The organism is Modestobacter sp. KNN46-3, assembly GCF_011039295.1.
Genome location: NZ_JAAKGN010000002.1, coordinates 75,323 through 90,362 on the forward strand (window position 1 = coordinate 75,323; position 15,040 = coordinate 90,362).

Sequence of the window (15,040 nt, forward strand, 5' to 3'; positions counted from 1 at the left end):
GCGACCGCGACACCCGTCCACGAGCAGTCGACGACGCCTGCCCTGTCTGCGCCGCAGACCCACCAGCCGCAGACCCACCAGGAGAGGCACTCCCACGTCCCGCTCGGCTCCCGCCCGCTCGCATGCCACGACCCGCAGCCCCCGCCGGGACGGCCCCCGTGGACCCGAGGGCTTCTACGGCTGGCACATGGTGGGCGTCTCGGCGGTCGCGCTGGCAGCCACCGCGCCCGGGCAGACCGCGGCGATCTCCGCGTTCATCGACCCGATGACCGAGAACCTGGGCATCAGCCGGTCGGCCATCTCCACCGCCTACCTGATCGGCACGCTGATCGGCGCTGCGGCCATGCCCCTGGTCGGGCGGGCACTGGACCGGTTCGGCACCCGGGCGACCATGGCCGTCATCGGCGCCGTCTTCGGCACGGTGCTGCTCGGCCTGGCCGCGGTCTCCGGCCTGGTCGGCCTGACCGCGGGCTTCGTCGGCGTCCGGATGGCCGGTCAGGGTGCCCTCGGGCTCACCGCGACGACCGCGGTCGCCGTCTGGTTCACCCGGCGCCGGGGGCTGGCGCTCGGACTCGTCTCCGCGACCGGTGCGGCGTGCATCTCCCTGGCGCCGATCGGGCTCGAGGCGCTCATCTCCGCCACCAGCTGGCGGACCGCGTGGGCGGTCGAGGGTGTGGCCGTGTGGCTGATCGTCGTCCCGCTGGCGCTGTTCGGCGTGCGCAACGACCCGGCGTCCCTCGGTCAGCGCCCGGACGGCGAGCAGGTCACCGATGCCGCCGCACCGGCGGCACCGGTGGGCCGCACGCTCGGCGAGGCGGTCCGGACGCCGTTCTTCTGGGTGGTCGTCTCGGGGGTCGCCGTCTCGGGGATGCTGTCCACCGCCGTCGCCTTCCACCAGATCGACCTGCTCGGCGAGCGGGGGCTGAGCGCTGGTGCCGCCGCGGCGAACTTCCTCCCGCAGACCGTGGCGTCCCTGCTGGCCACCTTGGCGATCGGTGCCCTCGTCGACCGGGTCAACAGCCGCTGGCTCACCAGCGCCTGCATGCTCGCCCTCACCGCCGGCCTGCTGTGGGGGACGTCGGTCGACCCGGGCTGGTCGGCGATCGGGTTCGGCGTGCTCATCGGCGCCTCCGGTGGCGCGATCCGCACCCTGGAGGCGGGCGCCTTCCCGCGCTACTTCGGGACCACCCACCTGGGCACCATCCGCGGGGTCGTGGCCGCGGTGAGCGTCGGCTCGACCGCCTTCGGGCCGGTGGCCTTCGCGGTGGTGCACGACGCCACCGACGGGTACGGCGCGGCCCTCCTCGGCGGAGCGGCCCTCCCGCTGCTGGTCGCACTGGCGGCCCTGGTGCTCCCCACGCCGACGCTGCCGGCACCCCCCGCCCCTACGCCGGAGGACGGCCCGATGCCGCCGGTGGACGCCGCACCCACGGTCGACCCCCTACCGCCGGTGGACGACTCGCCCGTCGTCACGGAGGAGTTCGGGTCCGCGCCTGCCACCGCCGGTCGACCCCAGGCCGAGCCGGGCTGAGCGCCGTCCCGGGCCGACGCCCGATGGTCGCTGTGACCAACCACCCGTCGTGGTGATGCAACAACTACCTCACGTCAGGGTTAGATTGTCCCGGGCGTTCGCGCGGAGGAGCCCGCGCTCGGGTCGCTGTCGACCTGCGACCGATGCCCTCCCGACCCTCGGTGCACCGCCGCACCAACCCCTCGTAGGCACGCGCTCGCGCGGACCCCCGCGCCGACGGCGCACGACCCGAAGACGGTGGCATGTCCCTCCCGACCGCACTCTCCGCACTCGGCCGCCCCGCGTGGCTGGCGCCGAAGGTGGCCCGCACCGAGATCCTCGCCGGGATCGTCGTGGCCCTCGCGTTGATCCCCGAGGCGATCAGCTTCTCCATCCTGGCCGGGGTCGACCCGCGGGTGGGGCTCTACTCGTCGTTCGTGATGGCCGTGGTCATCTCCTTCACCGGCGGCCGCCCGGCGATGATCACCGCCGCGACCGGGGCGATCGCGCTGGTGGTCGCGCCGCTGGCACTCGAGTACGGCGTGGAGTACCTGTTCGCCGCGGTCGTGCTCGGCGGTGTCTTCCAGGTGACGCTCGGGCTCGTCGGCTTCGCCCGGCTGATGCGGTTCATCCCGCGCAGCGTGATGGTCGGCTTCGTCAACGCGCTGGCCATCCTGATCTTCACCGCACAGCTGCCGTACCTGGTCGACGTCTCCTGGCTGGTCTACCCGATGGTCGCCGCCGGCCTGGCGATCATCTTCCTGCTCCCCCGACTGACCACCGCGATCCCGGCGCCGCTGGTGTCGATCGTCGTGCTCACCGGGCTCACCGTCGCGGCCGCCCTCACCGTGCCGAACGTGGGCGACCAGGGCGAGCTGCCCGACAGCCTGCCCTTCTTCGGCATCCCGGCCATCCCGTTCACCTGGGAGACGCTGACGATCATCGCCCCCTACGCACTGGGTGTTGCCTTCGTCGGGCTGATGGAGTCGCTGATGACGGCAAAGCTCGTCGACGACCTCACCGATACGCACTCCAACAAGACCCGCGAGTCCTGGGGCCAGGGTGTCGCCAACGTCGCCTCCGGCTTCTTCGGCGGCATGGGTGGCTGCGCGATGATCGGCCAGACGATGATCAACGTGAAGTCCGGCGCCCGTACCCGGCTGTCGACCTTCCTGTCCGGCGTCTTCCTGCTGATCCTGGTCGTCGTCCTGGGCGACATCGTGGCGATCATCCCGATGGCCGCGCTCGTGGCCGTGATGATCTTCGTGTCGATCGCCACCTTCGACTGGCACAGCCTGCGCACCATCCACCGGATGCCGCGCAGCGAGACCGTCGTGATGCTCTCCACCGTCGCGGTCACCCTCGCCACCCACAACCTCGCCATCGGCGTCGGCGTCGGCGTGCTGGTCGCCTGCGTGCTCTTCGCCCGCCGGGTGGCCCACCTCGTCGAGGTCACCAGCACCACCAGCCCGGACGGGACGACGCGCTTCTACGCCGTCCACGGCGCGCTGTTCTTCGCCTCCAGCAACGACCTCTACCAGCAGTTCGACTACGCCGACGACCCCGCCGACGTCGTCATCGACCTGTCCGGCGCCCAGGTCTGGGATGCCTCCACCGTCGCCACCCTGGACGCGATCACCCACAAGTACGAGACGCGCGGCAAGACCGTGCAGATCGTGGGCCTGAGCGAGCACTCGGCCGACCGCTACGAGCGGCACACCGGCCAGCTCGCCGGGGGGCACTGAGGTGGCCGGGCACGGCGAGCTCATGCAGATCGGCCAAGTGGCCGAGCGGATCGGGCTGAGCCTGCGGACCATCCGCTTCTACGAGGAGAACGGGCTCGTCGTCCCCACCAGCCGCACCGAGGGGGGCTTCCGGCTCTACAGCGAGGCCGACGTCGCCCGCTTCGAGGTGATCAAGCGGATGAAGCCGCTGGGCTTCTCGCTGGAGGAGATGCAGGAGCTGCTCACCCTGCTGCACGACCTCGAGCACGGCACGGGCGACCGCGAGCAGCTGCTGACCCGGCTGCGCGAGTTCCATGAGGCCGCCACGGCCCGGGTCGCCACGCTGCGCGACCAGCTGGCCGTCGCGGAGGGGTTCGCCGGCACGCTGGCCGTCCACCTGGAGACCCACCGCTAGGACGGGACGCGGGTCACCCGACCCGGCTTTGCATGGTCATACAGAGCAATGCATACTTGTGTCCATGTCCAAGGTGCTCACGTCCCTGCCCGTCGGCGAACGCGTCGGCATCGCCTTCTCCGGCGGTCTCGACACGTCGGTCGCGGTGGCCTGGATGCGCGAGAAGGGCGCCGTGCCCTGCACCTACACCGCGGACATCGGCCAGGCCGACGAGCCCGACATCGGATCGGTGCCCGGCCGCGCCAGCGCCTACGGCGCCGAGCTCGCCCGGCTGGTCGACTGCCGGGCCGCCCTGGTCGAGGAGGGGCTCGCGGCGCTGACCTGCGGGGCCTTCCACATCCGCTCCGGCGGCCGCAGCTACTTCAACACCACCCCGCTCGGCCGCGCGGTCACCGGCACCCTGCTGGTGCGGGCGATGCTGGCCGACGGCGTCCAGATCTGGGGCGACGGGTCGACCTACAAGGGCAACGACATCGAGCGGTTCTACCGCTACGGCCTGCTGGCCAACCCCGGGCTGCGGATCTACAAGCCGTGGCTGGACGCCGACTTCGTCACCGAGCTCGGCGGCCGCAAGGAGATGTCGGAGTGGCTGGTCGCCCACGGCCTGCCCTACCGGGACAGTGCGGAGAAGGCCTACTCCACCGACGCCAACATCTGGGGCGCGACGCACGAGGCCAAGACCCTCGAGCACCTCGACACCGGCATCGAGACGGTCGAGCCGATCATGGGCGTGAAGTTCTGGGACCCGACGGTGGAGATCGCCGCCGAGGACGTCACGGTCGGCTTCGAGTACGGCCGGCCGGTGACGCTCAACGGCAAGGAGTTCGCCACCCCGGTCGACCTGGTGCTGGAGGCCAACGCGATCGGCGGGCGGCACGGCCTGGGCATGTCCGACCAGATCGAGAACCGGATCATCGAGGCGAAGAGCCGGGGCATCTACGAGGCACCGGGGATGGCCCTGCTGCACGCGGCCTACGAGCGGCTGGTCAACGCCATCCACAACGAGGACACCCTGGCCACGTACCACAGCGAGGGCCGTCGGCTGGGCCGGCTGATGTACGAGGGCCGCTGGCTGGACCCGCAGGCGATGATGCTGCGCGAGTCGCTGCAGCGCTGGGTCGGCATGGCGGTCAGCGGTGAGGTCACCCTGCGGCTGCGGCGCGGCGAGGACTACTCGGTGCTGGACACCTCGGGCCCGGCCTTCAGCTACCACCCGGACAAGCTGTCCATGGAGCGCACCCAGGACTCCGCCTTCGGGCCGGTCGACCGGATCGGCCAGCTGACCATGCGCAACCTGGACATCGCCGACTCGCGGGCCAAGCTGGAGCAGTACGCCCGGATGGGCATGGTCGGTGGCGCCACCCCGACGTCCATCGGTGCAGCCCAGGCCGCCTCGACCGGCCTGATCGACGCCACCCAGCAGGGCGGCGCCGAGGCGATCGCCTCGCGCGGCCAGGTCTCCGAGCACGACGAGCTGCTGGACCGCGCGGCGATGGAGGCCGGCACCGACTGACCCGACCCTGGGAGACTCGGGAGGTGCCCTCCCCCCGCTGCCCGTGCGGCACCGGCCTGCCCTACGCCGAGTGCTGCGGCCGGCTGCACGCGGGGACGGCGACCGCGGGGACGGCCGAGCAGCTGATGCGCTCGCGGTACAGCGCCTTCGCGGTCGGGGTCGCCGGGACCCACCCAAGCAGTGCCGGGCCCCGGGACGTCGGTCGGGGCGGATGTTCCACGTGGAGCATCCGGCGCTCAGTCCAGCGAGACCCCGTCCACGTAGCGCCACTGGCCGTCCTCGCGGGCGAACCGGCTCTGCTCGTGCTGGGCTCCGCGCACCCCGCCGGCGCGGTGGTGGGCCCGGAACTCCACCGTGCCCCCCGGTGCCAGCAGGGTCCCCCCGGTGGTGGCCAGCACCTCCAGCCCCGTCCAGCGGACCGCCGGGTCGAGGTCGAGGGTGCGGGGCCGGGTGCTGGAGTGCCAGGTGCTCAGCAGGTACCCGGCGTCCCCGACCGCGAAGGCGCTGTACCGCGAGCGCATCAGCTGCTCGGCCGTCCCCGCGGTCGCCGTCCCCGCGTGCAGCCGGCCGCAGCACTCGGCGTAGGGCAGGCCGGTGCCGCACGGGCAGCGGGGGGAGGGCACCTCCCGAGTCTCCCAGGGTCGGGTCAGTCGGTGCCGGCCTCCATCGCCGCGCGGTCCAGCAGCTCGTCGTGCTCGGAGACCTGGCCGCGCGAGGCGATCGCCTCGGCGCCGCCCTGCTGGGTGGCGTCGATCAGGCCGGTCGAGGCGGCCTGGGCTGCACCGATGGACGTCGGGGTGGCGCCACCGACCATGCCCATCCGGGCGTACTGCTCCAGCTTGGCCCGCGAGTCGGCGATGTCCAGGTTGCGCATGGTCAGCTGGCCGATCCGGTCGACCGGCCCGAAGGCGGAGTCCTGGGTGCGCTCCATGGACAGCTTGTCCGGGTGGTAGCTGAAGGCCGGGCCCGAGGTGTCCAGCACCGAGTAGTCCTCGCCGCGCCGCAGCCGCAGGGTGACCTCACCGCTGACCGCCATGCCGACCCAGCGCTGCAGCGACTCGCGCAGCATCATCGCCTGCGGGTCCAGCCAGCGGCCCTCGTACATCAGCCGGCCCAGCCGACGGCCCTCGCTGTGGTACGTGGCCAGGGTGTCCTCGTTGTGGATGGCGTTGACCAGCCGCTCGTAGGCCGCGTGCAGCAGGGCCATCCCCGGTGCCTCGTAGATGCCCCGGCTCTTCGCCTCGATGATCCGGTTCTCGATCTGGTCGGACATGCCCAGGCCGTGCCGCCCGCCGATCGCGTTGGCCTCCAGCACCAGGTCGACCGGGGTGGCGAACGCCTTGCCGTTGAGCGTCACCGGCCGGCCGTACTCGAAGCCGACCGTGACGTCCTCGGCGGCGATCTCCACCGTCGGGTCCCAGAACTTCACGCCCATGATCGGCTCGACCGTCTCGATGCCGGTGTCGAGGTGCTCGAGGGTCTTGGCCTCGTGCGTCGCGCCCCAGATGTTGGCGTCGGTGGAGTAGGCCTTCTCCGCACTGTCCCGGTAGGGCAGGCCGTGGGCGACCAGCCACTCCGACATCTCCTTGCGGCCGCCGAGCTCGGTGACGAAGTCGGCGTCCAGCCACGGCTTGTAGATCCGCAGCCCGGGGTTGGCCAGCAGGCCGTAGCGGTAGAACCGCTCGATGTCGTTGCCCTTGTAGGTCGACCCGTCGCCCCAGATCTGGACGCCGTCGGCCAGCATCGCCCGCACCAGCAGGGTGCCGGTGACCGCGCGGCCGAGCGGGGTGGTGTTGAAGTAGCTGCGGCCGCCGGAGCGGATGTGGAAGGCCCCGCAGGTCAGCGCCGCGAGCCCCTCCTCGACCAGGGCGGCCCGGCAGTCGACCAGCCGGGCGAGCTCGGCGCCGTAGGCGCTGGCGCGGCCGGGCACCGATCCGATGTCGGGCTCGTCGGCCTGGCCGATGTCCGCGGTGTAGGTGCAGGGCACGGCGCCCTTCTCGCGCATCCAGGCCACCGCGACCGACGTGTCGAGACCGCCGGAGAAGGCGATGCCGACGCGTTCGCCGACGGGCAGGGACGTGAGCACCTTGGACATGGACACAAGTATGCATTGCTCTGTATGACCATGCAAAGCCGGGTCGGGTGACCCGCGTCCCGTCCTAGCGGTGGGTCTCCAGGTGGACGGCCAGCGTGCCGGCGAACCCCTCCGCGACGGCCAGCTGGTCGCGCAGCGTGGCGACCCGGGCCGTGGCGGCCTCATGGAACTCGCGCAGCCGGGTCAGCAGCTGCTCGCGGTCGCCCGTGCCGTGCTCGAGGTCGTGCAGCAGGGTGAGCAGCTCCTGCATCTCCTCCAGCGAGAAGCCCAGCGGCTTCATCCGCTTGATCACCTCGAAGCGGGCGACGTCGGCCTCGCTGTAGAGCCGGAAGCCCCCCTCGGTGCGGCTGGTGGGGACGACGAGCCCGTTCTCCTCGTAGAAGCGGATGGTCCGCAGGCTCAGCCCGATCCGCTCGGCCACTTGGCCGATCTGCATGAGCTCGCCGTGCCCGGCCACCTCAGTGCCCCCCGGCGAGCTGGCCGGTGTGCCGCTCGTAGCGGTCGGCCGAGTGCTCGCTCAGGCCCACGATCTGCACGGTCTTGCCGCGCGTCTCGTACTTGTGGGTGATCGCGTCCAGGGTGGCGACGGTGGAGGCATCCCAGACCTGGGCGCCGGACAGGTCGATGACGACGTCGGCGGGGTCGTCGGCGTAGTCGAACTGCTGGTAGAGGTCGTTGCTGGAGGCGAAGAACAGCGCGCCGTGGACGGCGTAGAAGCGCGTCGTCCCGTCCGGGCTGGTGGTGCTGGTGACCTCGACGAGGTGGGCCACCCGGCGGGCGAAGAGCACGCAGGCGACCAGCACGCCGACGCCGACGCCGATGGCGAGGTTGTGGGTGGCGAGGGTGACCGCGACGGTGGAGAGCATCACGACGGTCTCGCTGCGCGGCATCCGGTGGATGGTGCGCAGGCTGTGCCAGTCGAAGGTGGCGATCGACACGAAGATCATCACGGCCACGAGCGCGGCCATCGGGATGATCGCCACGATGTCGCCCAGGACGACGACCAGGATCAGCAGGAAGACGCCGGACAGGAAGGTCGACAGCCGGGTACGGGCGCCGGACTTCACGTTGATCATCGTCTGGCCGATCATCGCGCAGCCACCCATGCCGCCGAAGAAGCCGGAGGCGACGTTGGCGACACCCTGGCCCCAGGACTCGCGGGTCTTGTTGGAGTGCGTATCGGTGAGGTCGTCGACGAGCTTTGCCGTCATCAGCGACTCCATCAGCCCGACGAAGGCAACACCCAGTGCGTAGGGGGCGATGATCGTCAGCGTCTCCCAGGTGAACGGGATGGCCGGGATGCCGAAGAAGGGCAGGCTGTCGGGCAGCTCGCCCTGGTCGCCCACGTTCGGCACGGTGAGGGCGGCCGCGACGGTGAGCCCGGTGAGCACGACGATCGACACCAGCGGCGCCGGGATCGCGGTGGTCAGTCGGGGGAGCAGGAAGATGATCGCCAGGCCGGCGGCGACCATCGGGTAGACCAGCCAGGAGACGTCGACCAGGTACGGCAGCTGTGCGGTGAAGATCAGGATGGCCAGCGCGTTGACGAAGCCGACCATCACGCTGCGCGGGATGAACCGCATCAGCCGGGCGAAGCCGACGAGCCCGAGCGTCACCTGGAAGACACCGCCGAGCACGACCGCGGCGAACAGGTACTCCACGCCGTACTCGAGTGCCAGCGGCGCGACCACCAGCGCGATCGCCCCGGTCGCGGCGGTGATCATCGCCGGGCGGCCGCCGGTGAAGGAGATGACCACGGCCATCACGAACGACGAGTAGAGCCCCACCCGCGGGTCGACCCCGGCCAGGATGGAGAAGCTGATCGCCTCGGGGATCAACGCGAGGGCCACGACGATCCCGGCGAGGATCTCGGTGCGGGCCACCTTCGGCGCCAGCCACGCGGGGCGGCCGAGTGCGGAGAGTGCGGTCGGGAGGGACATGCCACCGTCTTCGGGTCGTGCGCCGTCGGCGCGGGGGTCCGCGCGAGCGCGTGCCTACGAGGGGTTGGTGCGGCGGTGCACCGAGGGTCGGGAGGGCATCGGTCGCAGGTCGACAGCGACCCGAGCGCGGGCTCCTCCGCGCGAACGCCCGGGACAATCTAACCCTGACGTGAGGTAGTTGTTGCATCACCACGACGGGTGGTTGGTCACAGCGACCATCGGGCGTCGGCCCGGGACGGCGCTCAGCCCGGCTCGGCCTGGGGTCGACCGGCGGTGGCAGGCGCGGACCCGAACTCCTCCGTGACGACGGGCGAGTCGTCCACCGGCGGTAGGGGGTCGACCGTGGGTGCGGCGTCCACCGGCGGCATCGGGCCGTCCTCCGGCGTAGGGGCGGGGGGTGCCGGCAGCGTCGGCGTGGGGAGCACCAGGGCCGCCAGTGCGACCAGCAGCGGGAGGGCCGCTCCGCCGAGGAGGGCCGCGCCGTACCCGTCGGTGGCGTCGTGCACCACCGCGAAGGCCACCGGCCCGAAGGCGGTCGAGCCGACGCTCACCGCGGCCACGACCCCGCGGATGGTGCCCAGGTGGGTGGTCCCGAAGTAGCGCGGGAAGGCGCCCGCCTCCAGGGTGCGGATCGCGCCACCGGAGGCGCCGATGAGCACGCCGAACCCGATCGCCGACCAGCCCGGGTCGACCGACGTCCCCCACAGCAGGCCGGCGGTGAGGGCGAGCATGCAGGCGCTGGTGAGCCAGCGGCTGTTGACCCGGTCGACGAGGGCACCGATCGCCAAGGTGGCCAGCAGGGACGCCACGGTCTGCGGGAGGAAGTTCGCCGCGGCGGCACCAGCGCTCAGCCCCCGCTCGCCGAGCAGGTCGATCTGGTGGAAGGCGACGGCGGTGGACAGCATCCCCGAGACGGCGACCCCCGAGACGACCACCCAGAAGAACGGCGTCCGGACCGCCTCGCCGAGCGTGCGGCCCACCGGTGCCGCCGGTGCGGCGGCATCGGTGACCTGCTCGCCGTCCGGGCGCTGACCGAGGGACGCCGGGTCGTTGCGCACGCCGAACAGCGCCAGCGGGACGACGATCAGCCACACGGCCACACCCTCGACCGCCCACGCGGTCCGCCAGCTGGTGGCGGAGATGAGCGCCTCGAGCCCGATCGGCGCCAGGGAGATGCACGCCGCACCGGTCGCGGAGACGAGTCCGAGCGCCAGCCCCCGGCGCCGGGTGAACCAGACGGCGACCGCGGTCGTCGCGGTGAGCCCGAGGGCACCCTGACCGGCCATCCGGACGCCGACGAAGCCCGCGGTCAGGCCGACCAGGCCGGAGACCGCGGCCAGGCCGAGCAGCACCGTGCCGAAGACGGCGCCGATGACGGCCATGGTCGCCCGGGTGCCGAACCGGTCCAGTGCCCGCCCGACCAGGGGCATGGCCGCAGCGCCGATCAGCGTGCCGATCAGGTAGGCGGTGGAGATGGCCGACCGGCTGATGCCCAGGTTCTCGGTCATCGGGTCGATGAACGCGGAGATCGCCGCGGTCTGCCCGGGCGCGGTGGCTGCCAGCGCGACCGCCGAGACGCCCACCATGTGCCAGCCGTAGAAGCCCTCGGGTCCACGGGGGCCGTCCCGGCGGGGGCTGCGGGTCGTGGCATGCGAGCGGGCGGGAGCCGAGCGGGACGTGGGAGTGCCTCTCCTGGTGGGTCTGCGGCTGGTGGGTCTGCGGCGCAGACAGGGCAGGCGTCGTCGACTGCTCGTGGACGGGTGTCGCGGTCGCGCGGCTACTCAGTCGAGCTGTGCGGCCACCATGGGCTCGATGGTGAGCTCGGGGCTGCGCTGCTGGAGCGAGCGCAGGTCCCACTTGTCCCGGAACAGTGCCAGCAGTTCCCCGTTCCCGCGCGCCAGGATCTCCACGCCACGCGCCGCGGCGACCGCGGGGGCGGAGTCGGCGTCGGTGCGCACCGCGACCGTGTACGGCAGCGGTTCCAGCGCGACCGGGGAGTGGAACTCGTGCTCCATCCGGTGGGCGGCGACCTCGAACTGCATGGGGCCGACGACGGCGAGCACGGGTGCCTGGTCGCCGCGGCGGTCCGAGCGCAGCACCTGCACGACCCCTTCGGACTCCAGCTGGTCGATCCCCCGCCGGAACTGCTTGTGCCGGCCGGTGTCCATCGCCCGGGCCACGGCGAAGTGCTCGGGCGCGAAGGTCGACAACGGTGGGTAGGTGACCGGAGGGCCGGTGAACAGGGTGTCGCCGACCCCCAGGGCAGCGGCGTTGACCAGGCCGACGACGTCGCCGGGGTGGGCGAGGTCGATGCTCTCCCGCTCGCGGCCGAACACGTGCTGGGCGTACTTCGTGGCGAACGGGCGTCCCGTGGTGCTGTTGGTGACGACCATGCCGCGCTCGAACACCCCGGAGCAGATCCGGATGTAGGCCAGCCGGTCGCGGTGGGCGGCGTCCATGCCCGACTGAACCTTGAACACGAAGGCGCTGAAGGGATCGGTCAGGGCCCGCGGCCGGCCCTCGGCGTCGGTCCGGTCCGCCGGGGCGGGGGCCAGGTCGACGAGGGTGTCCAACAGGGCGGCGACGCCGAAGTTCGACACGGCCGAGGCGAACAGCACCGGGGTGCTGTAGCCGGCCAGGAAGGTCTCCTGGTCGTGGTCTGCGCCGCTGGCGACCAGCAGCTCCGCCTCCTCGACCGCCCGGGTCCAGTCGATGCCCTCCCGGGCCTCGGCGGCGGCGGGGGTGAGCGTCTCCTCGGGGGCGATGGTCGCCCCGCCGGCGGTGCGGGTGAACCGGCGGTAGGTGCCGTCGCGGCGGTCCAGCACCCCCCGGAAGTCCCCGGAGATGCCCACCGGCCAGGTCAGCGGGGTCGGCGCCAGCCCGGTGCGCTCGGCGACCTCGTCCATCAGCTCCAGGGCGTCCTTGCCCGGCCGGTCCCACTTGTTCACCACCGTGATCACCGGGATGCCGCGGTGCCGGCAGACGGCGAACAGCTTCATCGTCTGGGCCTCCAGGCCCTTGGCCGCATCGATGAGCATCACCGCCGCGTCGACGGCGGTCAGCACCCGGTAGGTGTCCTCGGAGAAGTCCGCGTGCCCGGGGGTGTCCAGCAGGTTCACCACGGTGTCCCGGTACTCGAACTGCAGCGCCGCGGAGGTGATGGAGATGCCGCGGGCCTTCTCCATGTCCATCCAGTCCGACACCGTGCCCCGCCGACCGGCCTTGCCGTGCACCGCACCGGCCTGCCCGATCACCCGCGCGTGCAACGCCAGGGCCTCGGTCAACGTCGACTTCCCGGCGTCGGGGTGGCTGATCACCGCGAACGTCCGCCGCCGGGCGGCCTGCGCCAGCACCTCACCGGTGGCGGCGTCGGCCGGTTCCGGGTCCGCCGCCGTCCCGTGGGTGGCGGTGGCGGTCATCGCGGTCTGCCCTGCGGTGCGTGCACCTGCTCGACCTCGAGGCGCAGGCTGGTGGCGAACGCGGCGGCGGACGACCACTGCGTGTGCAGCGTGGCGACGCGCTGGTCGGCGAGCTCCCGGTACATGGCGAGCCGTTCGACGAGCTCGGGGTCCGGCGGCGTGGTGGTCCCCCGCTCTCGGCCGCGGAGGACGTCGAGGATCTGCAGCACGTCGCGGATCTCCTCGATGCTGAAGTCCAGCGGCTTCATCCGGCGGATCACCATCAGGCGCTCGACGTCGCCGTCGGTGTAGAGCCGGAAGCCGCCGCTGCTGCGTGCGGTCGGGGTGACCAGGCCGCTCTCCTCGTAGAAGCGGATGGTGCGGACGCTGAGCCCGGTGCGCTCGGCGACCTCGCCGATCTGCATGTGCCGATCACCCATGGGGTGCCTCCGATCCAGATCGCGCCGTTACGACGGCCCGATCTGCAGTCAACTCTAACGTAAAAGAAGAGTTGATGACGCCGAGCGAGGGGGGCTCCGAGACGGCCGGGCGGCCAGCAGCCGACCGCCTCGGAGGTCGATCGGCCGGCCCCGCGGTGGTACGCAGGGCCGGCCGGGGGTCAGTGCGCGCCGGCGAGCTGTCCGCTGTGCCGCTCGTAGCGGGAGGCGGAGTGCCCGTTGAGCCCGATGACCTCCACCTGCTTCCCGCGGGTCGCGTACTTGTGGGTGATCGCGTCCAGGGCGGCGACCGTGGAGGCGTCCCAGACGTGGGCGCCGGACAGGTCGATCACGACGTTCTCGGGATCGCCGGCGTAGTCGAACTGGGTGTACAGGTCGTTGCTGGAGGCGAAGAAGAGCGCACCGTGGACCGAGTACACCCGGGTGTCGCCGTCCGGGTCGGAGACGCTGGTGACCTCGACGAGGTGGGCCACCCGGCGGGCGAAGAGCACGCAGGCGACCAGCACGCCGACGGCGACGCCGATGGCCAGGTTGTGGGTGATCAGGGTGACCGCCACGGTGGAGACCATCACGATCGTCTCGCTGCGGGGCATGGTGTGGATGGTGCGGAGGCTGTGCCAGTCGAAGGTGGCGATCGCCACGAAGATCATCACGGCGACCAGTGCGGCCATCGGGATGAGCGCGACGATGTCGCCCAGGACGACGACCATGATCAGCAGGAAGACCCCGGACAGGAAGGTCGACAGCCGGGTGCGGGCGCCGGACTTCACGTTGATCATCGTCTGGCCGATCATCGCGCAGCCGCCCATGCCGCCGAAGAACCCGGAGGCGATGTTCGCGACACCCTGGCCCCAGGACTCGCGGGTCTTGTTCGAGGGGGTGTCGGTGAGGTCGTCGACGAGCTTCGCCGTCATCAGCGACTCCATCAGCCCGACGAAGGCGACGCCCAGGGCGTAGGGCGCGATGATCGTCAGCGTCTCCCAGGTGAACGGGATGGCCGGGATGCCGAAGAAGGGCAGGCTGTCGGGCAGCTCGCCCTGGTCGCCCACGTTCGGCACGGTGAGGGCGGCCGCGACGGTGAGCCCGGTGAGCACGACGATCGACACCAGCGGTGCCGGGATCGCGGTGGTCAGTCGGGGGAGCAGGAAGATGATCGCCAGGCCGGCGGCGACCATCGGGTAGACGAGCCAGGATACGTCGGTGAGGTACGGCAGCTGCGCGGTGAAGATCAGGATGGCCAGCGCGTTGACGAAGCCGACCATGACGCTGCGCGGGATGAACCTCATCAGCCGGGCAAAGCCGGACAGGCCCAGCAGCACCTGGAACACGCCGCCCAGGACGACGGCGGCGAGCAGGTACTCGACGCCGTACTGCAGCGCCAGCGGTGCCACCACGAGCGCGATCGCCCCGGTGGCAGCGGTGATCATGGCGGGCCGGCCGCCGGTGAAGGCGATCACCACGGCCATGACGAAGGAGGAGAACAGGCCGACGCGGGGGTCGACCCCGGCCAGGATGGAGAAGCTGATCGCCTCGGGGATCAACGCGAGGGCCACGACGATCCCGGCGAGGACCTCGGTGCGGGCGACGTTCGGGGAGAGCCAGGTGGGTCGGGTCAGGCGCGGCTTGGGCAGCGCCGGCAGGGCAGAGGACATACCACCGTCTTCAGGTCGTGCGCCCGCAGGCGCGGCGGAGGGGCACCGCGGGGTGCCAGGAGAGCTGGGGTGGCGCGTCGTCCAGGACGTCGCGCTTCATCGGTCCGACGTCGGGGCGCGGAGCCGCCGGCGGCGGGGCCCGGAACGTCGGTGGTCCGGATCGACGGGCCGCCGTGCCCGTCTTCGTCGCCAAGAACATAACCCTCACGTGAGGGAAGTGTGCGGTGGGGGTGCTCCGCGGTCTGTCGCAGCCGGCCGGCCGGGCGTGCATCGGCACTGGTCAACCCGCATGCGACGGCGAGTTGTGAAAGCCATCACGGTGCGTGAGCGGTCCC

General features: G+C 71.8%; 12 protein-coding genes and 1 pseudogene. 5 read left to right on the forward strand and 8 right to left on the reverse strand.

Going from position 1 to position 15,040, the window contains the following annotated elements; genetic code table 11:
* Positions 1–187 precede the first annotated feature (187 nt).
* The 5 genes and pseudogenes from G5C62_RS01390 to G5C62_RS28835 all read left to right on the forward strand — a co-directional run.
* Positions 188–1,531 carry an MFS transporter gene (locus tag G5C62_RS01390; protein ID WP_064972410.1) on the forward strand — a complete coding sequence of 448 codons (1,344 nt, stop codon included), beginning with the start codon at positions 188–190 and terminating at the stop codon, positions 1,529–1,531.
* A 242-nt stretch (positions 1,532–1,773) separates the two neighbouring features.
* Positions 1,774–3,255, forward strand: a complete 1,482-nt coding sequence (locus G5C62_RS01395; protein ID WP_164699777.1) for a SulP family inorganic anion transporter — start codon at positions 1,774–1,776, stop codon at positions 3,253–3,255.
* A 22-nt stretch (positions 3,256–3,277) separates the two neighbouring features.
* The gene (locus G5C62_RS01400) at positions 3,278–3,649 is read left to right on the forward strand and encodes a MerR family transcriptional regulator (RefSeq protein WP_081975299.1); all 372 of its coding nucleotides are present in this window, start codon (positions 3,278–3,280) and stop codon (positions 3,647–3,649) included.
* A gap of 64 nt (positions 3,650–3,713) precedes the next feature.
* Positions 3,714–5,162, forward strand: a complete 1,449-nt coding sequence (gene argG / locus G5C62_RS01405; RefSeq protein ID WP_164699778.1) for an argininosuccinate synthase — start codon at positions 3,714–3,716, stop codon at positions 5,160–5,162.
* Between the two features lie 23 nt (positions 5,163–5,185).
* Positions 5,186–5,314, forward strand: a pseudogene (locus G5C62_RS28835) (SEC-C metal-binding domain-containing protein); the annotation flags it as partial.
* Positions 5,315–5,398: 84 nt separating this feature from the next.
* Here the strand turns inward: G5C62_RS28835 and G5C62_RS01415 are convergent.
* From G5C62_RS01415 to G5C62_RS01450, 8 genes are all read right to left on the reverse strand, one after another.
* On the reverse strand, positions 5,399–5,785 hold the full coding sequence (locus G5C62_RS01415; RefSeq protein WP_036335404.1) for a YchJ family protein: 387 nt from the start codon (positions 5,783–5,785) through the stop codon (positions 5,399–5,401).
* Positions 5,786–5,808: 23 nt separating this feature from the next.
* The gene (argG, locus tag G5C62_RS01420; RefSeq protein ID WP_164699779.1) at positions 5,809–7,257 is read right to left on the reverse strand and encodes an argininosuccinate synthase; all 1,449 of its coding nucleotides are present in this window, start codon (positions 7,255–7,257) and stop codon (positions 5,809–5,811) included.
* A 64-nt stretch (positions 7,258–7,321) separates the two neighbouring features.
* Positions 7,322–7,693 (reverse strand): MerR family transcriptional regulator, encoded by a 372-nt coding sequence (locus G5C62_RS01425; RefSeq protein ID WP_081975299.1) that lies wholly within the window; start codon positions 7,691–7,693, stop codon positions 7,322–7,324.
* A 22-nt stretch (positions 7,694–7,715) separates the two neighbouring features.
* Positions 7,716–9,197 carry a SulP family inorganic anion transporter gene (locus G5C62_RS01430; protein ID WP_164699777.1) on the reverse strand — a complete coding sequence of 494 codons (1,482 nt, stop codon included), beginning with the start codon at positions 9,195–9,197 and terminating at the stop codon, positions 7,716–7,718.
* Positions 9,198–9,439: 242 nt separating this feature from the next.
* Entirely contained in the window at positions 9,440–10,783 is a 1,344-nt protein-coding gene (locus G5C62_RS01435) for an MFS transporter (protein ID WP_064972410.1), read from the reverse strand.
* Between the two features lie 195 nt (positions 10,784–10,978).
* Positions 10,979–12,616 (reverse strand): peptide chain release factor 3, encoded by a 1,638-nt coding sequence (locus G5C62_RS01440; protein WP_164699776.1) that lies wholly within the window; start codon positions 12,614–12,616, stop codon positions 10,979–10,981.
* Positions 12,613–13,035, reverse strand: a complete 423-nt coding sequence (locus tag G5C62_RS01445; protein WP_036339928.1) for a MerR family transcriptional regulator — start codon at positions 13,033–13,035, stop codon at positions 12,613–12,615. The genes G5C62_RS01440 and G5C62_RS01445 overlap by 4 nt, the downstream gene beginning before the upstream one ends.
* A 179-nt stretch (positions 13,036–13,214) precedes the next feature.
* The gene (locus G5C62_RS01450; protein WP_164699775.1) at positions 13,215–14,705 is read right to left on the reverse strand and encodes a SulP family inorganic anion transporter; all 1,491 of its coding nucleotides are present in this window, start codon (positions 14,703–14,705) and stop codon (positions 13,215–13,217) included.
* Positions 14,706–15,040: the final 335 nt, after the last annotated feature.

Bases quoted from the DNA above. Each gene is read 5' to 3' on its own strand.
- G5C62_RS01390 (WP_064972410.1), top strand. From the start codon at position 188: ATGGTGGGCGTCTCGGCGGTCGCGCTGGCAGCCACCGCGCCCGGGCAG.
- G5C62_RS01395 (WP_164699777.1), top strand. From the start codon at position 1,774: ATGTCCCTCCCGACCGCACTCTCCGCACTCGGCCGCCCCGCGTGGCTG.
- G5C62_RS01400 (WP_081975299.1), top strand. From the start codon at position 3,278: ATGCAGATCGGCCAAGTGGCCGAGCGGATCGGGCTGAGCCTGCGGACC.
- argG (WP_164699778.1), top strand. From the start codon at position 3,714: ATGTCCAAGGTGCTCACGTCCCTGCCCGTCGGCGAACGCGTCGGCATC.
- argG (WP_164699779.1), bottom strand. From the start codon at position 7,257: ATGTCCAAGGTGCTCACGTCCCTGCCCGTCGGCGAACGCGTCGGCATC.
- G5C62_RS01425 (WP_081975299.1), bottom strand. From the start codon at position 7,693: ATGCAGATCGGCCAAGTGGCCGAGCGGATCGGGCTGAGCCTGCGGACC.
- G5C62_RS01430 (WP_164699777.1), bottom strand. From the start codon at position 9,197: ATGTCCCTCCCGACCGCACTCTCCGCACTCGGCCGCCCCGCGTGGCTG.
- G5C62_RS01435 (WP_064972410.1), bottom strand. From the start codon at position 10,783: ATGGTGGGCGTCTCGGCGGTCGCGCTGGCAGCCACCGCGCCCGGGCAG.
- G5C62_RS01440 (WP_164699776.1), bottom strand. From the start codon at position 12,616: ATGACCGCCACCGCCACCCACGGGACGGCGGCGGACCCGGAACCGGCC.
- G5C62_RS01445 (WP_036339928.1), bottom strand. From the start codon at position 13,035: ATGGGTGATCGGCACATGCAGATCGGCGAGGTCGCCGAGCGCACCGGG.
- G5C62_RS01450 (WP_164699775.1), bottom strand. From the start codon at position 14,705: ATGTCCTCTGCCCTGCCGGCGCTGCCCAAGCCGCGCCTGACCCGACCC.